Annotated in this window: 25 protein-coding genes, 1 tRNA gene, 1 other RNA gene and 1 other annotated feature; all 27 genes read right to left on the minus strand. The window is 44.6% G+C overall.

Annotated elements, in window-relative coordinates:
- Positions 1-31 precede the first annotated feature (31 nt).
- A complete protein-coding gene (rlmH, locus tag ACSYSH_RS04720; protein ID WP_252773377.1) occupies positions 32-511 on the minus strand; it encodes a 23S rRNA (pseudouridine(1915)-N(3))-methyltransferase RlmH in 480 nt (159 codons plus the stop codon).
- Between the two features lie 592 nt (positions 512-1,103).
- Entirely contained in the window at positions 1,104-1,859 is a 756-nt protein-coding gene (locus ACSYSH_RS04725) for a M15 family metallopeptidase (protein WP_252773376.1), read from the minus strand.
- A 67-nt stretch (positions 1,860-1,926) separates the two neighbouring features.
- Positions 1,927-1,999, minus strand: a tRNA-Lys gene (locus tag ACSYSH_RS04730).
- Between the two features lie 86 nt (positions 2,000-2,085).
- On the minus strand, positions 2,086-2,964 hold the full coding sequence (locus ACSYSH_RS04735) for an ROK family protein (RefSeq protein ID WP_252773375.1): 879 nt from the start codon (positions 2,962-2,964) through the stop codon (positions 2,086-2,088).
- Between the two features lie 167 nt (positions 2,965-3,131).
- On the minus strand, positions 3,132-4,127 hold the full coding sequence (galE, locus tag ACSYSH_RS04740) for a UDP-glucose 4-epimerase GalE (RefSeq protein WP_252773374.1): 996 nt from the start codon (positions 4,125-4,127) through the stop codon (positions 3,132-3,134).
- Positions 4,128-4,886, minus strand: coding sequence for an acyl-[acyl-carrier-protein] thioesterase (locus tag ACSYSH_RS04745; RefSeq protein ID WP_489816118.1), 759 nt, complete (start codon positions 4,884-4,886; stop codon positions 4,128-4,130). It abuts the gene before it with no gap.
- Positions 4,879-5,796, minus strand: a complete 918-nt coding sequence (gene rsmI / locus ACSYSH_RS04750) for a 16S rRNA (cytidine(1402)-2'-O)-methyltransferase (RefSeq protein WP_489816119.1) — start codon at positions 5,794-5,796, stop codon at positions 4,879-4,881. Before rsmI ends, ACSYSH_RS04745 begins: the two co-directional genes overlap by 8 nt.
- Before the next feature lie 6 nt (positions 5,797-5,802).
- The gene (locus tag ACSYSH_RS04755) at positions 5,803-6,765 is read right to left on the minus strand and encodes a DNA polymerase III delta subunit-related protein (RefSeq protein ID WP_489816120.1); all 963 of its coding nucleotides are present in this window, start codon (positions 6,763-6,765) and stop codon (positions 5,803-5,805) included.
- 6 nt (positions 6,766-6,771) lie between these two features.
- A complete protein-coding gene (gene darA / locus ACSYSH_RS04760; RefSeq protein ID WP_252773370.1) occupies positions 6,772-7,095 on the minus strand; it encodes a cyclic di-AMP receptor DarA in 324 nt (107 codons plus the stop codon).
- A 4-nt stretch (positions 7,096-7,099) separates the two neighbouring features.
- Positions 7,100-7,732: a dTMP kinase gene (gene tmk / locus ACSYSH_RS04765; protein ID WP_489816121.1), complete on the minus strand. Its 633-nt coding sequence runs from the start codon at positions 7,730-7,732 to the stop codon at positions 7,100-7,102.
- A gap of 9 nt (positions 7,733-7,741) precedes the next feature.
- Positions 7,742-8,008 carry a DUF2508 family protein gene (locus ACSYSH_RS04770; protein ID WP_489816122.1) on the minus strand — a complete coding sequence of 89 codons (267 nt, stop codon included), beginning with the start codon at positions 8,006-8,008 and terminating at the stop codon, positions 7,742-7,744.
- Complete coding sequence (gene recR, locus ACSYSH_RS04775) at positions 8,008-8,613, minus strand: recombination mediator RecR (protein ID WP_489816123.1); 606 nt, start codon at positions 8,611-8,613, stop codon at positions 8,008-8,010. Before recR ends, ACSYSH_RS04770 begins: the two co-directional genes overlap by 1 nt.
- Before the next feature lie 3 nt (positions 8,614-8,616).
- Entirely contained in the window at positions 8,617-10,617 is a 2,001-nt protein-coding gene (dnaX, locus tag ACSYSH_RS04780) for a DNA polymerase III subunit gamma/tau (RefSeq protein ID WP_489816124.1), read from the minus strand.
- Positions 10,618-10,663: 46 nt separating this feature from the next.
- Positions 10,664-10,750: signal recognition particle sRNA small type (gene ffs / locus ACSYSH_RS04785), an RNA gene on the minus strand.
- Between the two features lie 70 nt (positions 10,751-10,820).
- Positions 10,821-11,354, minus strand: coding sequence for a tRNA adenosine(34) deaminase TadA (tadA, locus tag ACSYSH_RS04790; RefSeq protein WP_489816125.1), 534 nt, complete (start codon positions 11,352-11,354; stop codon positions 10,821-10,823).
- Positions 11,347-11,964, minus strand: a complete 618-nt coding sequence (locus tag ACSYSH_RS04795; RefSeq protein WP_489816126.1) for a class I SAM-dependent methyltransferase — start codon at positions 11,962-11,964, stop codon at positions 11,347-11,349. The genes tadA and ACSYSH_RS04795 overlap by 8 nt, the downstream gene beginning before the upstream one ends.
- A gap of 74 nt (positions 11,965-12,038) precedes the next feature.
- On the minus strand, positions 12,039-12,407 hold the full coding sequence (rplL, locus tag ACSYSH_RS04800) for a 50S ribosomal protein L7/L12 (RefSeq protein WP_047974795.1): 369 nt from the start codon (positions 12,405-12,407) through the stop codon (positions 12,039-12,041).
- Positions 12,408-12,457: 50 nt separating this feature from the next.
- A complete protein-coding gene (gene rplJ / locus ACSYSH_RS04805; protein ID WP_489816127.1) occupies positions 12,458-12,976 on the minus strand; it encodes a 50S ribosomal protein L10 in 519 nt (172 codons plus the stop codon).
- Positions 12,977-12,998: 22 nt separating this feature from the next.
- Positions 12,999-13,118: a sequence feature (ribosomal protein L10 leader region), on the minus strand.
- A gap of 36 nt (positions 13,119-13,154) precedes the next feature.
- Positions 13,155-13,847, minus strand: coding sequence for a 50S ribosomal protein L1 (gene rplA, locus ACSYSH_RS04810; RefSeq protein ID WP_252773362.1), 693 nt, complete (start codon positions 13,845-13,847; stop codon positions 13,155-13,157).
- Positions 13,847-14,311, minus strand: a complete 465-nt coding sequence (gene rplK, locus ACSYSH_RS04815; RefSeq protein ID WP_047974798.1) for a 50S ribosomal protein L11 — start codon at positions 14,309-14,311, stop codon at positions 13,847-13,849. The genes rplA and rplK overlap by 1 nt, the downstream gene beginning before the upstream one ends.
- Before the next feature lie 162 nt (positions 14,312-14,473).
- Positions 14,474-15,043, minus strand: a complete 570-nt coding sequence (gene nusG / locus ACSYSH_RS04820; protein ID WP_047974799.1) for a transcription termination/antitermination protein NusG — start codon at positions 15,041-15,043, stop codon at positions 14,474-14,476.
- Positions 15,044-15,136: 93 nt separating this feature from the next.
- Positions 15,137-15,313, minus strand: coding sequence for a preprotein translocase subunit SecE (secE, locus tag ACSYSH_RS04825; RefSeq protein WP_252773361.1), 177 nt, complete (start codon positions 15,311-15,313; stop codon positions 15,137-15,139).
- An 11-nt stretch (positions 15,314-15,324) separates the two neighbouring features.
- The gene (rpmG, locus tag ACSYSH_RS04830; protein WP_252773360.1) at positions 15,325-15,474 is read right to left on the minus strand and encodes a 50S ribosomal protein L33; all 150 of its coding nucleotides are present in this window, start codon (positions 15,472-15,474) and stop codon (positions 15,325-15,327) included.
- A 53-nt stretch (positions 15,475-15,527) separates the two neighbouring features.
- A complete protein-coding gene (locus tag ACSYSH_RS04835) occupies positions 15,528-16,094 on the minus strand; it encodes an RNA polymerase sigma factor (protein ID WP_252773359.1) in 567 nt (188 codons plus the stop codon).
- Between the two features lie 45 nt (positions 16,095-16,139).
- A complete protein-coding gene (gene rlmB, locus ACSYSH_RS04840; protein WP_252773358.1) occupies positions 16,140-16,889 on the minus strand; it encodes a 23S rRNA (guanosine(2251)-2'-O)-methyltransferase RlmB in 750 nt (249 codons plus the stop codon).
- Positions 16,882-17,292, minus strand: a complete 411-nt coding sequence (locus tag ACSYSH_RS04845; RefSeq protein WP_252773357.1) for a Mini-ribonuclease 3 — start codon at positions 17,290-17,292, stop codon at positions 16,882-16,884. The genes rlmB and ACSYSH_RS04845 overlap by 8 nt, the downstream gene beginning before the upstream one ends.
- 191 nt (positions 17,293-17,483) lie before the next feature.
- Positions 17,484-17,933, minus strand: coding sequence for a hypothetical protein (locus tag ACSYSH_RS04850; protein WP_489816129.1), 450 nt, complete (start codon positions 17,931-17,933; stop codon positions 17,484-17,486).
- Between the last annotated feature and the right edge of the window lie 50 nt (positions 17,934-17,983).

Below are 17,983 nucleotides of genomic sequence, written 5' to 3' on the forward strand. Positions count from 1 at the left end.
TTTGGCTTTTTTGGTCGCATTTGACTACTGCTTATTTATGATAAGTAGATCCCGCTGAAATCATCATTGCTCGATATATCTGTTCAACCAGCACCAAACGCATCAACTGGTGTGGTAGTGTCAATCTTCCAAAAGAGAGTAAAAGGTTGGCCCGCTTTTTAACGACGGGATCCAGTCCCAGTGATCCACCAATAATAAAGGTTAAGGTACCATGACCCGTGTTCTTGGCAGCTTCCAATTTTTCCGCGAAGTCTTCTGAGGCCAGCTCCTGTCCTTCAATCGCTAAAACAACGACAAAGTCGCGTTCACCAATTTTACTCTGAATTCGCTCCGCTTCCTTCACCATAATTTGTTGATTTTCAGCTGCTGACGCTTTTTCAGGCGTTTTTTCATCAGAAACTTCCACCATTTCGACGGTACCAAAGCGATTCAACCGCTTGGCGTATTCCGCGATTCCCTTTTTCAGATAATCTTCTTTTAATTTTCCAACTGTTAATACTTTAATTTTCATTTTAATTTCACCACTTGTTTTGGTCTAAAAATAAAACTTAGTCCCTTTCATTCAACTTATCCACTCTTTTATCCACTATTCCCCAGACTTATACCCAAAAAATCAGCCAATATAGACCAATTTCTAGTGATTTATCCCCAAACGCACCACTTATCCACAGGTTTTGGGTGTTACTTTTCCAAAAAGAGAAAAGCCATCAGACTGGGGTTTTGGAAAACTTATCCAAATTTTTCCCCATTCCCCTTTTTACGAACAAAAAAGCACATCTGTTCCCCTCGCGTTCATGTGAATATTCGTCTTTTTATCCCATAGTCTAAAGTTGTCCTTATGCTAAAGCGCTGCATATCGCCTTTTTCCTTCAGAAAAGTCGAATTTAAAAGCTATTTTGTCACTCGACTATTCATTTTACCGCAAATCAACCGAACAGACATTCTAAAATTGGTATAGTCGATAATTTTATTGATTGAAATATTATTTTTCAGTTATTTTTTAAATTCATGCCAGCATTTCAATTAAGGAACAATCTACTAAATCATGACCACAAAAAAAGCGGATAACTAGGAACATAATTCCCAATTATCCACCTTCATTTTTAAGACGCCTCTCGCGCCTTCAGAGCCTTCAAATAGGCCTCGAGGGTTAAATGATGTTTCGTTATATACTGTGCGTTTTTAACCCCAACATACCTGAAATGCCAAGACTCATAATCGATGCCTGTCTCCTTAATTGACGCCTCGTCCTTTGGGTACCGAAGAATGAAACCATATTCAGGCGCATGGTCAATCAACCAACGCTGCGAAGCAAACTGGTCCATCTCACCAGTCAAGCCTGGATACTTTGCTAAAGCATCATTTCCAGCCAGATCAATAGCCAAACCGGTTTGATGTTCCGATGAACCTGGTGTTTGCACAACCTTCTTGGTTTCAGCCAGTGCCTTTTCCTCTGATTCTCCGTTATTTTCGTTGTTTGCTAAAACATTCGCAAAGACTTCCTTCTGATATTCGATTGAACGGTAGCCCGAAACCAAGGTCGTCTCGTAACCAGCTGCTTTGGCCCCAGCCATAAAATCAATGACACTCTGCTGAATCTTTTGGTTAACGACCTTATCACCAACCTGAGCTTGGGTAAAACTAATTTCCTGATTTTCTGGATGTTGCTTATTAATCAAGACAAGATCCCAGTCTGTGCTCTTGACACCCTTTGGCAGACTTGAGGTAGTTACCTTTGTCTGTGACCGGCTCGTCTTATGGCCCTGGTTTCGCCCGTGTAATCCCAATGCTAAAAAGGTAATCATCACTAGTAAAATCAAGCCAACAATCAGCACTATGATTCGTTTTTTATTTGTCATTAGCAACCCCCTATGACCCTACGATACAAAAAAAGACCGGAATAAATTCCAGTCTTTTATTTTATGATGGTCAGTCAGGGGCTCGAACCCTGGACCCACGGATTAAGAGTCCGTTGCTCTACCAACTGAGCTAACTAACCATGAATATCTTTCACAACAAAAGATATCATAACATATATAGCAACAGTCGGCAAGCTTTTTTACCAAAAAAGCGGAATTTTCTAATTTATTTTTCTTCCGCTAACTTAGCTTGGGCTAAATAAAAGCAGCCAATAATACCAGCGTTATCGCCAGTAGAAACAGGGACAATGTAATCCTCAAAATCGGGTGTTGCCAAATAATTACGGAACTTATCGGCAAAAGCCTTGCGAATCATTGGTAATAAGTTCTCGCGGTGTGGAACCCCGCCACCAAAGATAATTTTGTCGGGGCGGAGAATGACCGTAAAGTCAACTGCGGCTTGGGCCAAATAATCAGCTTCAATTTCCCAAGCGATATGGTCATCAGGTAATTCCTTAGCTGTCATCCCCCAACGTTCAGCCATGGCCGGTCCAGATGCCAAGCCTTCCAAGCAGTGGTCTTGATGGAATGGACAATGGCCCCGATAGTCATCCTTTGGATGCTTTTGAATCATAATGTGGCCTGCCTCGGGGTGGCCGTAGCCTGCCAAAAAGTGGCCACGGTTGATAATACCTGCACCAACACCCGTTCCAATCGTCAGATAAACCAACGATTGATTTTCTTTCACGGCTCCCGTCTTATACTCAGCCCATGCCGCACCATTGACGTCAGTGGTCCAGTAGTAAGGAATATCACGCCAGGCCTTCATTCGACCCATAAAATCATAACCTGACCAACCACGCTTTGGTGTATCTAAGACGCGGCCATAAGTTTTGGACTCTGGATTAATATCAATCGGGCCAAACATCGCAATCCCCATTGCCTTGATATCCTCAAACTGATCAAAGTAGGCAATCACCGCATCAAGTGTCTTTTCACCGTCTTCAGTCGGAATCGACTGACGGTCAACAATCTTCATATCCTCATCACAGACAGCTAAAACAAACTTCGTACCGCCGCCTTCAATTGCTCCTAATAGTGCCATGGCGAACATCCTTTCCGCTTTGTTTTGAACCGGAGGTTGATTTTATTCAACACGTTTCCTTATCTTTATTGTAAACGCTTACAGACAAACAAACAACACTTTTTTGCTTTTTTATTAATTATATTGCAAAATCATACTAAAAAAAGGCCTCTTTGGCCTTTTAAACTTTATTTGCGGTCATCATAGCCATTTGGATGCTTTTCTTTCCAATTCCAAGCTGTTTTGATGATGTCCTTCACATTATCAAACTTTGGTTGCCAACCCAAAACTTCTCGAGCTTGCGTTGAATCTGCAACCAAGATATCTGGGTCACCAGGACGACGTGGCCCAACCTTGGCCTCAATATTCACGCCAGTTGCTTCACGGGCTGCCTCAACCATTTCCTTAACCGAGAAACCAGTGGCAGATCCTAAGTTAAATTGAGCTGATTTGTTACCCTTGGCCAAGTAATCCAAGGCTAAAATATGGGCATCTGCCAAGTCCACAACGTGGACGTAATCCCGAACGTTGAAACCATCTGGCGTCTTATAATCATCCCCAAACATTTCGATGTATTCGCGTTGACCGGCTGCCGCCTGTAAGATGATGGGGACCAAGTGCGTTTCTGGACCATGGTCTTCACCAATTGAACCATCTTCAATAGCACCGGCCACGTTGAAGTAGCGCAAGGCTACCCACTTGATGTCATAAGCCGAATCGGCCCAAGCCATCATCTTTTCCATCATCAACTTCGATTCCCCATAAGGGTTGATTGGGTTTTGTGGGTCTGTTTCCTTGATTGGAATGTTCACTGGGTTACCGTAAGTAGCGGCCGTTGATGAAAAGACAATCTTCTTCACATCAAAGTCTTTCATCACTTCCAGCAAAGTCACCATTCCCGCCGTGTTGTTATCAAAGTACATCAATGGTTCAGCAACGGATTCTGGCACAATTGAGAAAGCCGCAAAATGAACGACAGCATCGATGTTTTCCTTTTCAAAAACTTCAGACAAGGCTTGCTTGTCGCGAATGTCGACTTGATAAAACTTAGCTTCCGGTGCCACCGCTGCTCGGTGCCCCTTTACTAAATTATCAACAACAACAACATCTTGTCCTTGGTCTAACAACCGCCGCACCATATGTGAACCAATATAGCCAGCGCCACCTAATACTAATACAGACATCTACTTTTCCTCACTTTTTTGTTTGGGCCGGTCCATCCAATTAATCACGGCCTCTGCCGAAATTCCATCTTCTTTGACAACCCGGTGTCTTGATTTATTATCTGTTAAAATTGCTTGTGATTCAACTCGGTGACCATAATGGACTTCGTTTTCATAACGAATGGTCAGCTCAGCCGCCTCATGCCCTTTCAAAAAATCAAGGGGCAACACATCCAACATCCACTCCAAGTATTTAGAATTGTTGACGTGGCGGTTTCCATCAATGTCCAAGAAACGTACCTGATAGGGCCGCCTAACCTGAACATCTGCATCTTTGATTTTATCAACCTTGACCATCTTGTCTAAACGACGCACCTCTTGGCCACCATAAGGAACAACAAGGTCTTCAGGTAGGCGCTTCATTCGCCTCGTCTCTAAGTCAATCAAGGCCCAAAGGGAATCAATGTCAATAATTATTTCACCATGTTCGTCCTTAAAGTAAAAGCCACGCATGGCAAAATAAGAAGACCACTCCCCAGCCTTGGTCTCAATTGTGATCTTCTCACCTAATTTTGGCCGGCGGGTAATCTTTAAATCATATTGTAAAATAACCCAACCCAAACCACGCTTATCGGTTTCAGTATAACCAACGTTCAAGTGTTCCCCCTGGAGCCTGGAGCATAGGATGGCCAGGTTCAAGACCATTGGTAAGGAAAGCTTGCGTGTCAGATCAACCTGATAATACTCAACAGGTCGTGTAATTGAAAAAATATCAGCCATGATCTTCCTCGATTTGATGATAAATTTTATAAACCTCTTGCCGGTTCAATCCCCGTTCTTTGGCGACCTGCTTAATCGCTTGATTCGGCTTTTGACCGGCCGTGACTAACTTGGCCACCGCTTGGTCAAGAGGGAGGTCAGCCGTTTCAGCCAAAATCTTAGCATCCCCCTGCTGTGGCTCGGCCATTTCTTTGAGGTCTTCTGTGCTAGCGCCGGCAACCATCACAACAAATTCTCCACGGGCCTGATTTTCAGTTAGCCAGTCGACCAACTCCTTCGTGGTCCCACGCAAAAATTCCTCGTAACGCTTTGTTAGCTCCCGGGCCAAGACGACTGGTCGACTAGGGCCACACACAGTAAGCAAATTTTCCATTGTTGCCTTCAAGCGGTGCGGGGCCTCATAAAAAATTAGTGTCTCGGGTCGACGAGCAAGGTCCGCCAAAACGTTCTGCTGATCTCCCTTCTTTCGTGGCAAGAAGCCATGAAAATAGAATGGTTGTGGCACAAGGCCAGAGGCAATTAACGCCGTGATACCGGCTGAGGCCCCTGGCACAGGCACAACTGGAATTCCAGCAGCAATTGCTTGGGCTACTAATTCTTTCCCCGGATCTGAGATGGAAGGCAAGCCCGCATCAGAAACCTGGGCAACCGACTGTCCTGCCAACAAATCTTGAACAATCAGTGGAGCCTTTTCCTGCCAGTTATGCTCATGAAGGGCCGTCTTTTTGTTATGAATATCAAAGTAGTTCAGTAATAACTGTGTGTGTCTTGTGTCTTCAGCTGCAATCAAATCTACGGTCGATAACACCTCAATGGCTCGCTTTGACATATCCTGAAGGTTACCGATCGGTGTGGCAACGAGGTAGAGTGTCCCCGTTGTTTGTTCTGCAAAACTTTTTTGTACCTGCATATCATCCTATCCCAAGGCCATTGTGATTTCGAGTCCCAGTTTTTCTAACCGACTTTGCCAAGAAATATTAACATTCTTCAACTGGTCGGTTTGTAAAATCAGCTTCCCAACCGCTAATAACTGGTCAGGCTGATAACGCTTAACCATTCCCTGATAAAAACCAAGCAACTGAGGAAAAGCCAATTGGTCTTGGTCAACATAAGAATAAACAGCTAAGTCGCGACCAAGCAACTGAAGCCAGGATAGAACCTGATTTTCCTGGTCCTTGACGGTCACCATGGGCAAAAGTTGTCCCTGTAGGTATGCCATTAAAGCCACATCCTCTGTCATCGCCAGTTCAAACCACTTAAAAACCTTCGGTTGGGCCTCCTTGGCGAAAGCTTCTTGAGCAACCTGACTACCAAGGTTTACTTGGTCGGATGCCTGGAGGCTCACTAACTGGGCGCGCGACCGAATCGTTGCCAACACATCGCTGGTCTGATTTGCTAAAAGCAAAATTAATTGTGGACCCACCGGCTCCTCGATAAATTTCAACAGTGAATTAGCCGCTGCTGTCGTCAACGTATCCGCCTGGTCAATCACGAAAATTTTTCGCTGTCCTTCCAAGGCAGTTGTTGTCAGTTCTGGGACCAAGGCCCTGATTTGTGCAATTTTAATCGCCGCTCCCGGCTTTTCGGGTAAAACGGTCACAAAATCTGGGTGATCAAAAGCGGCCAGTCGCTGCTTCGTTAGCTCATCTTGACCAAGTACAAAAGAAGCCAACGACTGCGCCAAGGCAATTTTTTCAGCATTGCCCACACCAGCTAACAAATAGAGGTGTGAAAGGCGGTCTTCAGCCACCGCTTGCTCAAGCTGGCGGTAATTAGCCGGATAGGCCGCTGCTGCCATTGCCTGAAAATCTTGGTCAACAAGAGCTGGTGCTGCAGTATTTTGGGCTGTTTGACCCTTGTTACTATTTCTTTTAGCCATTAAAAATTAGAACTGGTAGAAATCATCAATCGTCTGCGTGAAGACAGTGGCCCCACCTACTTCAACTTCGACTGGGAAAGCCCCCGTCCGCTCTCCTTCAACACTAATTGGCGGCACCATAAACTGCTTACGCTTCTGTGAAACATCTTTAATAATTTGCAGAACTTCCTCAACTCGGTCCTCATCAATGGCAATGATAAAGGTCGTATTGCCGGACCGCAAGAAGCCACCTGATGTGGCAAGACGGGTTGCTTGAATCTTGGCCTTCACGAAGGCGTTAGCTAACTTTGTTGCATCTTTATCTTGAACAATGGCATTGACTAATTTCATCTTCTTACCTCCAATAGGTCGCTAGGACCTGCTTGACTTCTTCAATTACAGCTTGAACATCTTGGTTGGCATTGACCAGCTTGATTCGTTCTGGGCTTTTTTCCACCAATTCCAAATAAGTTTGACGGACTGTCTGATGAAAAGAAAGTTCCTCTTCATCCAGTCGGTCAATCTTACCCTTTCGATTGGCAAAAATCCTCTTCAACCCAATCTCGACCGGCAAATCCAAATAAATCGTTAAATCTGGTAGTCGTCCCTGCGTGGCAAAGGCGTTTAGTTCGGCAATCCGGTTCACCCCAAGTTGACGCCCACCACCTTGGTAAGCCAATGATGAATCAAGGTACCGGTCTGACAAAACCACCTTTCCGGCAGCAATTGCCGGCTGAACGGTTTGGACTAGGTGCTCACGTCGAGAAGCGGCATAGAGCAATGCTTCCGTCCAAGAATCCATTGCCGGCTCCGTTTTTTCTTGGAGCAGCGTTCGAATTCCTTCAGCAATCGGTGTTCCACCTGGTTCTCTAGTTACTAAGACATCTGCCTGAGCCAGTTCTGCTAAGTACGGACGCACCGCCTCAATCACCGTGGTTTTTCCTGCCCCCTCCGGACCCTCAAATGACAAAAAATGCATTTCACTCATGGGCAGCTCCTATTCCTGTGGTTGCTTGAAAATCAGCGGTTGCTTCGCCACTGCCTTGCGACGTCGAGCCTCATTGTAAAGGTAGGAGAACTTCACCTTGTCGACTGCCGTTCGGGCTTGAATCATATGACCGTTAACCCGCGAATCGACCAATGCCGTTTCGGACTCTTGCGCTTGGTGGTATTCTAAACGTGCTTGATTAATTTGACTTAAAAGTAATGCATCAAATTTTTCTTTGAGGAAACCAGTATTCACTTTTTTCTTTTTATTAAACATTAGAGCTCATTTCTGCCTTCGATGGACTTAATCAAAGTCAATTGATCCGCATAATCAATATCGGCCCCAACCGCTAAGCCGGTTGCTAGTCGAGTCACTTTAATATTAGCCGGCTTCAAAAGGCGGGCCAAGTACATCGCGGTGGCTTCACCATCGGTATTGGCGTTCGTCCCAACAATCACTTCTTGAATCTGCTCATCCTTTGAAAGACGCTTAATTAAAGATGGCAGATTAATATCCTCTGGCCCTGTTCCGGCACTAGGAGAAATCACACCATTTAAAACATGATAAAGTCCGTGATATTCCCCAGTCTGCTCCATTGCCATCACATCCTTTGGGTTTTGTAAGACCAAAACTGTACTCTGATCACGGCTAGCATCGGAACAAATAGCACAAGGATTTTGATCCTTTGTTGTTATATTACCGCAAATTTCGCAAAATGTAACCGATTCTTTCGCTGTTGCCAAGGCATTGGCAAAGGAATTGACATCCTCTCGGTCCATCCCCAATGTGTAAAAAGCTAATCGGCTGGCAGTTTTTGCCCCAATTCCCGGTAACTTTGAATATGAATCGATTAATTTTGCAATTGGTTCTGGATATTGCATGTCCTATTTTCCTTCATCATCTGTTTGGGTCACAACGACCAAATCGTCCCCAAAGAGGGCTTTGGCTTCTTGTACTAAATCAGGACCCTGGTCAACTTTTTCTTGGTTGGCCGTCTCAGTCACTGCCGCTGACTGGTCGTACTTTGGTTCTAAGACCAGTGGAGTCAAGTCATCAAGAGCAATCTCGATTTTTTTCCCTGACCGCAAGGCTGTCACGTAAGCTGCTCGGTCATTTTGCCATTCGTCCTTGCTCCGGATGACTAGAATTTCTGGTAACTGATTTTTGCGCAGTGCAGCTGCCAAATTAGCCAACAAAGCGGTATTTTGTATACTAGCGTCCATAATTGCTGGAAAATCAAAGGCTAAAATCAAGGCCCGGTCGGAAGCAGCCATTGGTTCGACCGTCTGTAAGACTGCTTGGTCTTTAACTGCAAAATCCTTGACTAGGTCAGGCCAGACGTTTTGCGCCTTTGTCAGCCAATCTCGCTTTGCCTGAGACAGAACTGCTTGAACGGGCTCTTGACCGATATAAACAGTTGGTAATTCTCGCGAAACTGATTCTTTGGCTGGCGCTGCTTGTACTTGAGCGTAAGACGCGTCGTTCTGTGACTTTCCCGTTGATTGATTTGCCGCCGGGTCAATTGGTGAAGGCCGCTCTTCACCAGCAAAATCAGTATCCCCTAACAAATCATTATCCTGCTCTAACCCTGTCAGTGGTCTTTGCTCTGATTGAGCCTGTCGACCCGCTGCCTCTTTAGCAGCTGGTTCTCCTTGAATTCTTTCAGTGACCTTGTCCTCAGTCACTGCAGCTTGTTTGGTTGCCGCAGCCTCAACAATAGCCGGCTTAGTCTGGTCTGTATCAACTGGCTTAGCAGCTATTTTTACTTCTTTTGTGTTTTCCCTGCGTGTAAAAGGTTCTTCATGCAACTTTCCTTGATTAACTCGGGAAGCTGACTGACTTTGATCTGCGTCTGCTAATGTTAGCTTAACCGTCAAGATTTCAAGGTAAATATCGCTTTGCAATGAGGCAGCCAATTGGGTCTTCACATCATCGATAACGACAAGCATTTGTTGCAATTGGTCTTGGGAAATTTTGGCTTTAAAGGCTTTTAGCTCTTTTATCTTACTAGTTGCCTGCACCAGATCCGGCGCTAAGTCAACGAGCATCACATCTCGCAGGGTAGCCATCAAGTCAGCTAAAAAGCGATTAGCGTCCTTTCCTGCTAACAAAATTGCAGACAAAGTTGCTAAAGCAGCTGCCGTGTCGCGGTCTAATATTTGATTTAAGTAAGTCAGTAACTGATCGATTTTGACCGATCCGGTTACCGTCAGGGCGTTTTCGAGCGAAATTTTATCTGGACCATAGGCAATTACCTGATCTAAAATTGACAAAGCATCGCGCATCCCACCTTCCGCAGCAGTGGCCACAACCTCTAAAGCCTGGTCTTCAAATGGCTGCTCTTCCTGGTGCAAAATTTCAATCATGCGGTTCTTAATCGTTTCGTTAGAAAGCCGCTTAAACTCAAAGCGCTGTGTCCGCGACAAAATGGTGGCAGGCATTTTTTGCACTTCAGTCGTCGCCAAAATAAACTTTACTTGAGCCGGTGGCTCCTCTAAAGTCTTCAAAAGTGCATTAAAGGCGCCCGTCGATAGCATGTGGGCCTCATCAATAATATAAATCTTAAATGGTGCTTCGATTGGGGCGTAATTAGCCGAATCTCGAATAGATCGGATTTCATCAACTCCGTTATTCGAAGCCGCATCAATTTCAATAATGTCGGGGTGGGACTCATTTGCCTGGTCCTGGCTAATGCCATTGACTTCGCGGGCGAAAATCTTAGCCGCTGAGGTCTTTCCCGTTCCGCGTGGACCCGAGAATAGGTATGCGTGACCTGTTTGTTTCTGCTCAATGGCGTTCTCGAGCGTCTTGGTAATCACTTCTTGGCCGACCATTTGCTCAAAAGTCCTTGGCCGGTACACCCGGTAAAGTGCTTGATATGCCATGGTGGTCCCCTCCCTTACAAAAAAAGCCGCCGTTTGGCGGTTTTGCTATGTACACAAGCACAAGGTTAATCAATCTTAGAGCTGCTACATTTCTGTCCTGACTCGGTTCGAAAGGCAACCCTTGCCTGCACTGTTATTATAGCGAAATATCAGGTTTTTAGCAAGCATTTCCAAGAAGAAAAATCAGTCTAAAAACCTGACGGTTACTCACTTTCAGCCAACTTTTTCAATGTTTTGGCAGCCCGTTTTTTCGCTTTTTGCTTTTGTCGAATTTCTTGAAAAAAGGCCTTCAATAAAGCCTTGGATTGATCAGCCTTCACACCAACATAAGTTTTTACTTGATGGTTTAACCGCTTGTCCTCAAAGACATTATATAAAGATGATACAGCACCAGCCTTTTGATCCTGGGCACCATAATAGACCAATGGAATCCGAGCATTAATGATGGCTCCCGCGCACATCAGGCAGGGCTCTAAGGTCACAAAAAGTGCTGTATTTTCGAGCCGCCACGTACCGAGCTCCTGATTTGCCCGGTTGATGGCCAATAATTCAGCATGGCTACTGGCTTCTTGGTCGATTTCCCGCCGGTTTGAACCGGTCGCAATCACCTGTCCATCTTTGACAATTACAGCACCAATCGGTACCTCACCAATTTCACCAGCCTGTTTCGCCTCTGCTATGGCAATATCCATAAAATAAGCCACTTGTTCAGAGCTTAAAGTTGGAATTTCAGCCATGCACCGCCTCCAAGACATAGTAGCCCTTATTTTTACCTACAATCGAAACGTTATCAAAAACAGCTTCGAGATTCTTTTGAGCAGATGGTGCGCCCTGCTTTTTTTGCAAAACGGCTAGGAGCTTACCACCTGGTAGTAGATAGTTTTTGGCTTCCTGGAGCATTGCTGTCACCACTGGCTTACCAGCGCGAATTGGCGGATTGACCAAAATTAACGCATATTGATCCTGAACACCCTCATAAATATTGGACTGAAAAACTTTCACTTGGCTACCCACTCCGTTTTTGTTGGCATTCTTTTGGGCCAAATCAAGGGCTCGCTGATTGACGTCGACCATATCAACATTTTTGTTCAGCGCCTTAGCAATAGCAATCCCCACTGGACCGTAACCGGTGCCCAAATCCAAGATACGACCAGCTGGAAAATCAGTTTTGGCCGCGACAGCAAGCATCGTCCGTGTCCCAAAATCAACCGTTCTTTTGGAAAAAACACCAGCATCGGTCGTGAAATGCAAATTATTACCTAAAAGTTCAAAATCAAAATCTTGATAATCATGAGCTGCATCTGGTTGTGCCGTAAAGTATTGTTCACCTGAAATTTTTTCCGTCATGCGTTGTTGTCCTCTGTTCTTATTTTACTAAAATATGTACAAAAAAAGAGCCTCTAAAGGCCCTTTTTCTAGGATTACTTCAAAGTAACTGATGCGCCAGCTGCTTCCAAAGCTTCCTTCAATTCGTTAGCATCGGCTTCAGCAACGCCTTCCTTAATAACAGAAGGTGCGTTGTCAACCATGTCCTTAGCTTCCTTCAAGCCAAGACCAGTAGCTTCACGAACTGCCTTGATAACCTTAACCTTAGCAGTACCTGCTGAAGTCAATTCTACGTCGAAGTCTGACTTGGCAGCTGCGCCATCGGCACCAGCAGCACCAGCAGCGGCTACAGGAGCAGCAGCTGAAACGTCAAATTCTTCTTCGATAGCTGAAACCAAGTCAGCCAAGTCCAAAATTGTTGCATCCTTCAATGATGCGATAATCGCGTCTTTATCAAAAGCCATGATTAATTCCTCCAATTAGTTTTTAAATAGTTTGTAATTTATAGTTATGCTTATTCAGCAGCTGGAGTAGCTTCTTCAGCTTCCTTCTTTTCCTGCAATGCCTTAACAGCATAAGCGAAGGAACGGATAGGGAACTGGAATTCGGCCATCAACTGACCAAGCAAACCTTCGTGAGAAGGCAATGAAGCGTACTTGTTAATTTCATCAACACCAGCAATACTTCCGTCAACAACACCACCCTTAATAACGAGCTTGTCATTTTCGTCAGCAAACTTCTTCAAAATGCGAGCTGGGGCAACAGCATCGTCGTTTGAAAAGGCAACGGCTGATGGGCCAGCAAACAAATCGTTCAGTTCTTCGAAACCAGCTTCCTTAGCAGCACGTTCCAAAACCTTGTTCTTGATAACTTCCAAGACAACGCCTTCTTCACGCAACTGTGAACGCAAGTCGGTTGATTCGGCAACAGTCAAACCACGTGGGTTGACAACAACAGCGGCTGAAGCAGCCTTAAATTGATCGGCAACTTCTGAAACCTTCTGTGCTTTGATTGCAATAGCTTGTTCACTCATATGAAATTCTCCTTTCAAAGATTTTTTTGCAAAAGAAACCCGCCTGCAAAAGACAGACGGGTAAAGTTAATTGATTAACTTCCTCGGCAGGATATTAAGGTGCAAGCACCACCTGAGTCTTAGGCAAAATTGATTTTATTTACTTATTTATCTTAGCAGTTTTCAGCTAGACTGTCAATTAAAGAGAAGCCAAGTCCAAGGTAACTGCAGGACTCATTGTTGAAGACAAAGCAACGTTTGAAACGTAAGTTCCCTTAACAGCTGCAGGACGAGCCTTCAAAACAGTCTCAGCAATTGACTTAATGTTTTCAGCCAACTTTGCATCGTCAAATGATACACGACCAACAGTAACGGCAACGTTTCCGTCACGGTCAGTACGATAAGTCACTTGACCACCCTTAGCATCTGAAACAGCCTTGGTAACATCCATGGTTACAGTTCCAGTCTTTGGGTTTGGCATCAATCCCTTAGGACCCAATGCGCGACCAACGCGACCAACTTGTGCCATCATGTCAGGAGTTGCCACAGCAACGTCAAAGTCTAACCAACCGTCTTGGATGCGTTGAACCAAGTCAGCAGCACCAACAACGTCAGCACCGGCAGCTTCGGCTTCCTTTGCCTTGTCGCCTTGAGCAAAGACAACAACTGTCTTGTCCTTACCAGAACCGTTAGGCAAAACAACAGCACCACGGAGTTGTTGATCAGCTTGACGAGTGTCAACGTTCAACTTGAAAGTAACTTCAACTGAAGCGTCGAACTTTGCGTATGAAACTTCCTTTAACAAAGAAATTCCGTCTGCCAATGCGTAAGCCTTTTCAGCTTCAACCTTAGCAGCAGCTTCTAAATACTTCTTACCATGCTTTTGTGTCATTATTCTGCGTCCTCCTTGATTGCTGTTCCTTCAACAGTCAAGTCCACACCGTCGACCGTAACACCCATTGAACGGGCTGTTCCTTCGATCATCTTCATGGCTGCTGTTACGTCGTTGGCATTCAAATCTGCCATCTTGTTTTCAGCAATTGCACGAATTTGGTCCAAGGTTACGTTACCGGCCTTAGTACGGTTAGGTTCACCAGAACCCTTACCAACAATCTTCCGCAATTGGTCAGCTGCTGGTGGAGTCTTAGTAACGAATTCGAATGATCGATCATCGAAAACTGAGATTTCGACAGGGATTGTTGAACCAGCTTGGTCAGCAGTCCGTGCGTTAAATTCCTTAGTGAACTGTGCGATGTTAATACCGGCTTGTCCCAAGGCAGGTCCAACTGGTGGAGCTGGAGTTGCTTTGGCAGCGGCAATTTGCAGTTTCACAACATTGATAACTTTTTTAGCCACGATATATTTCCTCCTCGTGTTGTGGTAGAGCGCAGCTTCAGTGCTGCTTCCACGCATGTCTTTGACATACCAGATTAGTATATCAAAAAAAACGTCCCAAGTAAAGGACGTTTTTTCTTTAAACCCAACAACAAAGGCATTTGTACTCGGTCTAAACTCTAATTAAAAATTTGTATCGATATCGTTGAAGCCAAGTTCTGTTGGCGTTTCACGACCAAAGACCTCAACTGTTGCTTCAACTTCTTGCTTTTCATTGTCAATGGCACGGACAATTCCTTCCATCCCGTTAAATGGACCAGCAACAATCTTGATTGTTTGACCAACTTCGATATCCAAATCAACAGTGGCTTGACCAGTCATTCCCATGCGCTTCATCAACAATTCAACTTCTTCAGGCAACAAAGAGTTTGGCTTTGATCCGGCTCCGTGAGAACCCAAGAATCCGGTAACACCTGGCGTGTTACGAACAACATACCAAGCTTCATCAGTCATATTACCATCTTGTGGAGTGGCCATTTCAACCAAGACATAGCCAGGGAAATCATTTTCGATGGAAGTCTTCACTTCACCATCTTGAACAGTCGAAACTTCTTGTTCTGGCACCAAAATCCGGAAAATTTGATTGGCCATTCCCATTGTTTGTGTTCGTGATTCCAAGTTTGCTTGAACCTTGTGTTCGTAACCTGAATATGTGTGGACAACGAACCAAGCTTTTTCGATTTCTTCAGTCATGGTTATTTCGGGCAAATGCCCTTCCTCCTTGAATTGCAAATAAAAAAGAGTCCGCTGACTCTTCTAACTGCCTTTAGTATACTATATTCCGACTTATCGTGCCAAGAACAAATTGACACCTTGTTGCAAAAGCCAATCTGATGCACCAATAATGACGGCAAAAACGATTGAGATACTAATAACAGCAACCGTTTCTTTTGTTGTTTGTTCCATTGACAACCAAGAAACTTTGCGCATTTCTGCAGCGACATTTTTAAAGTATGTAATCATGGTTCACTACCTCACTTTGTTTCTCGGTGGAGCGTATGCTTTTTGCAATGGGGACAAAACTTTTTGACGCTCAAGCGCTCTACCCGCCCCTTTGCCAGGGTAACGGTATAATTTCTTGATCCACAGACCTCACAGGCCAATGATGCTTTTTGACTTGGCATAAAGTTACCTCACTAACTAGCATCATAGCATCTTTAGGCCTGCTTTTCAACATTCACTCATAGAGCCGCCGCAAATAAGCCTGCTTCAACCGGTATTGCACCCTAGTAACTTGATGACTCGATTCATGTGGTTGCAATAAAATTCGCCCATCACCAATCAGAAAACTAATAATATTAGCAACTTCACCTTTGCGAAAGTTTAAAACTTCCGCTAGAGTTTCACGGGCAATACATTGTTGTTCCGGGGTTCCCGTCGGTTCAGCAACCACAACAGGCAAATCCTGGCTGGCATCAAAACGTGTCATCGCACGGTTAAACTGCTCCTGCTTTGTATTTTGCTTCCGAATATAGTCAATCGCCCGATTACGTAAAGCAGCCATTAAGTATGTTGAAAACTTTGCCCGAGCCTTTTGCACATCATAACGTCTTAGGCAGTGCAACATGGCTTCGAGAGCATCCGCTTCCCAATCATCTGCGCGACAAACATTCGTCAAATAGTTACCGTAGACCAGCCATACCATGCCCACATGACGACGATAGAGGGTCACAAAAGCCTCTTCATCACCCTGTTGCGCTAGGAGCACTTCGTGGCTCCCTTCCCGTAATGGTCTTCTTTCCATCAAAAAAGCCTCCTTTAGCGGGGGGCTTTGTGAACACAAGGCCCCTTAAAGAGGGTGCCTTGAACTATATCCTTGATAGATCAATAAACTAGCAGCCACACTGGCATTCAACGATTGAACATGACCAATCATTGGAATGGTTAACATACCATCAACCTGTTTTTTCAGTAAGGGTGAAATTCCTTTCCCTTCATTTCCAATAACCAGGGCCGTAGCACCTTTGGCATCCCATGTCCGATAATCTTGTCCGGCCATGTCAGTACCAAAGATCCAAACGCCACGTTCTTTCAATGTCTTAACTGTTTGCACCAAATTCGTCACGCGACAAACCGGGACGTGCTCAATTGCACCTGTAGAACTTTTCGCCACCGTTCCCGTCAGTTGCACTGCTCGACGCTTGGGGATAATGACACCATGAACACCAGCAGCATCAGCCGTTCGCAAAATTGATCCTAAGTTATGGGGATCCTCAATTTCATCCAAAATCAGGAAAAAAGGATCCTCATTTTTACTCTGAGCCTTGTCAAACAAGTCATCTAGACTAGCATAAGTAAAGGCAGCCACTGACAAAACCAAGCCCTGGTGATTACCCCCATCGGCTAACTCATCCAACTTTGCCTTGGGCGCTTGTTGGATAACAATGCCCTGTTGCTTAGCTAATTGGCTCACTTCCCGCTCTACTTTTGGCTGCAAACCAGGCTGTAACCACAGCTTGTTGATTGCTGTTTTCTGTTTTAAAGCCTCAACAACGGCATGGTGACCGTAAATAAAGGCTGGTGCTTGCTCATTAGACATTGTTCGTTCTCCCGCTTTCCACTTGGTCGAAAATCCATTCCATCATCGTTTGTAAACGCTCTTCTTGATTAGACAAGTACAAGTAACCAATCATTGCTTCCACACCAGTTGAAATCCGGTATGCCACAACATTGGTATTTTTAGCCTTGGTATATGACTTGGCATTGCGACCACGCTTAAAATAAGTTAACTCATTCTCACTGAGCAATTGATCATCTTCCATCAATTGGTACAAGGCGGCGTGCGCTTTGGCCGAGACATAGTGCCGTGACTTTTTTTGTAAGTCGTTCACTTTCGTTAATCCCATGGCAACCAGGTGATTGCGGACTGTTAATTCATAAATCGCATCACCGATGTAAGCTAAAGACAGCCCATTCATCTGTTTATAGTCAAGTTGTTCCATTCAATATCTCTTTCAGTTTTGGCTCAACTAGGCTAGCGACACCTAGACAGTACCAATTTTGTTAGCTCTCAACAAGTAATCAGGCTAATCTTGTCCTGATTTTACAAAATTAAGGCCTCAATAACATTTCTTGCAAAAGGCAAAACACTCGCCTCAGTCGAAAATTCGCTGACTGATAACGAGTGATTGACTTAGCGCCTATTCTTTTCTCGCCGCATTCCCTGCACCATTCGAATCGTCCACATGGACAAAAAACCAACGATGATGGCCGCAATCAAATGAGTCGCAATTTCACCTTGCTTTTGAATTGGCCAAAATAAAAGCGAAATAATCATCAAAACAGTAGCCGTAATCATGGCCTGTTTCCATTGCGACCAAGTGGTCACCTGGTATTGGTTATGAGGAATCGATTGTGGAAACAAACGAAATTGGATTTGTTCACCAATTGGACTAAATGCGACAACGTAAAGGACCGCAAAAAAATAAACAAACCAATTTTGATTATAGGCTTCGTTCCCAGTTTTAATGCGGACCAACAACAAAACTAATAGGAGCACTGTCGGGATGATCACCATTGCCCAAAGTTGTTTTTTATTCAGCTTTTGGATCCAATCAATCCAGTCAATCTTTACTTTTTTCATGGTCGCCTCGTTTTTAAATCTACTCCTAGTCTACCCTACTCAGGGACTTT

The sequence above is a fragment of the Fructobacillus sp. ESL1117 genome (genome assembly GCF_058508565.1).

What these genes read in the sequence shown, in the direction of transcription:
- rlmH (WP_252773377.1), bottom strand. Translation starts at nt 511, where the DNA reads ATGAAAATTAAAGTATTAACAGTTGGAAAATTAAAAGAAGATTATCTG.
- ACSYSH_RS04725 (WP_252773376.1), bottom strand. Translation starts at nt 1,859, where the DNA reads ATGACAAATAAAAAACGAATCATAGTGCTGATTGTTGGCTTGATTTTA.
- ACSYSH_RS04735 (WP_252773375.1), bottom strand. Translation starts at nt 2,964, where the DNA reads ATGGCACTATTAGGAGCAATTGAAGGCGGCGGTACGAAGTTTGTTTTA.
- galE (WP_252773374.1), bottom strand. Translation starts at nt 4,127, where the DNA reads ATGTCTGTATTAGTATTAGGTGGCGCTGGCTATATTGGTTCACATATG.
- ACSYSH_RS04745 (WP_489816118.1), bottom strand. Translation starts at nt 4,886, where the DNA reads ATGGCTGATATTTTTTCAATTACACGACCTGTTGAGTATTATCAGGTT.
- rsmI (WP_489816119.1), bottom strand. Translation starts at nt 5,796, where the DNA reads ATGCAGGTACAAAAAAGTTTTGCAGAACAAACAACGGGGACACTCTAC.
- ACSYSH_RS04755 (WP_489816120.1), bottom strand. Translation starts at nt 6,765, where the DNA reads ATGGCTAAAAGAAATAGTAACAAGGGTCAAACAGCCCAAAATACTGCA.
- darA (WP_252773370.1), bottom strand. Translation starts at nt 7,095, where the DNA reads ATGAAATTAGTCAATGCCATTGTTCAAGATAAAGATGCAACAAAGTTA.
- tmk (WP_489816121.1), bottom strand. Translation starts at nt 7,732, where the DNA reads ATGAGTGAAATGCATTTTTTGTCATTTGAGGGTCCGGAGGGGGCAGGA.
- ACSYSH_RS04770 (WP_489816122.1), bottom strand. Translation starts at nt 8,008, where the DNA reads ATGTTTAATAAAAAGAAAAAAGTGAATACTGGTTTCCTCAAAGAAAAA.
- recR (WP_489816123.1), bottom strand. Translation starts at nt 8,613, where the DNA reads ATGCAATATCCAGAACCAATTGCAAAATTAATCGATTCATATTCAAAG.
- dnaX (WP_489816124.1), bottom strand. Translation starts at nt 10,617, where the DNA reads ATGGCATATCAAGCACTTTACCGGGTGTACCGGCCAAGGACTTTTGAG.
- tadA (WP_489816125.1), bottom strand. Translation starts at nt 11,354, where the DNA reads ATGGCTGAAATTCCAACTTTAAGCTCTGAACAAGTGGCTTATTTTATG.
- ACSYSH_RS04795 (WP_489816126.1), bottom strand. Translation starts at nt 11,964, where the DNA reads ATGACGGAAAAAATTTCAGGTGAACAATACTTTACGGCACAACCAGAT.
- rplL (WP_047974795.1), bottom strand. Translation starts at nt 12,407, where the DNA reads ATGGCTTTTGATAAAGACGCGATTATCGCATCATTGAAGGATGCAACA.
- rplJ (WP_489816127.1), bottom strand. Translation starts at nt 12,976, where the DNA reads ATGAGTGAACAAGCTATTGCAATCAAAGCACAGAAGGTTTCAGAAGTT.
- rplA (WP_252773362.1), bottom strand. Translation starts at nt 13,847, where the DNA reads ATGACACAAAAGCATGGTAAGAAGTATTTAGAAGCTGCTGCTAAGGTT.
- nusG (WP_047974799.1), bottom strand. Translation starts at nt 15,043, where the DNA reads ATGACTGAAGAAATCGAAAAAGCTTGGTTCGTTGTCCACACATATTCA.
- secE (WP_252773361.1), bottom strand. Translation starts at nt 15,313, where the DNA reads ATGATTACATACTTTAAAAATGTCGCTGCAGAAATGCGCAAAGTTTCT.
- rpmG (WP_252773360.1), bottom strand. Translation starts at nt 15,474, where the DNA reads ATGCCAAGTCAAAAAGCATCATTGGCCTGTGAGGTCTGTGGATCAAGA.
- ACSYSH_RS04835 (WP_252773359.1), bottom strand. Translation starts at nt 16,094, where the DNA reads ATGGAAAGAAGACCATTACGGGAAGGGAGCCACGAAGTGCTCCTAGCG.
- rlmB (WP_252773358.1), bottom strand. Translation starts at nt 16,889, where the DNA reads ATGTCTAATGAGCAAGCACCAGCCTTTATTTACGGTCACCATGCCGTT.
- ACSYSH_RS04845 (WP_252773357.1), bottom strand. Translation starts at nt 17,292, where the DNA reads ATGGAACAACTTGACTATAAACAGATGAATGGGCTGTCTTTAGCTTAC.
- ACSYSH_RS04850 (WP_489816129.1), bottom strand. Translation starts at nt 17,933, where the DNA reads ATGAAAAAAGTAAAGATTGACTGGATTGATTGGATCCAAAAGCTGAAT.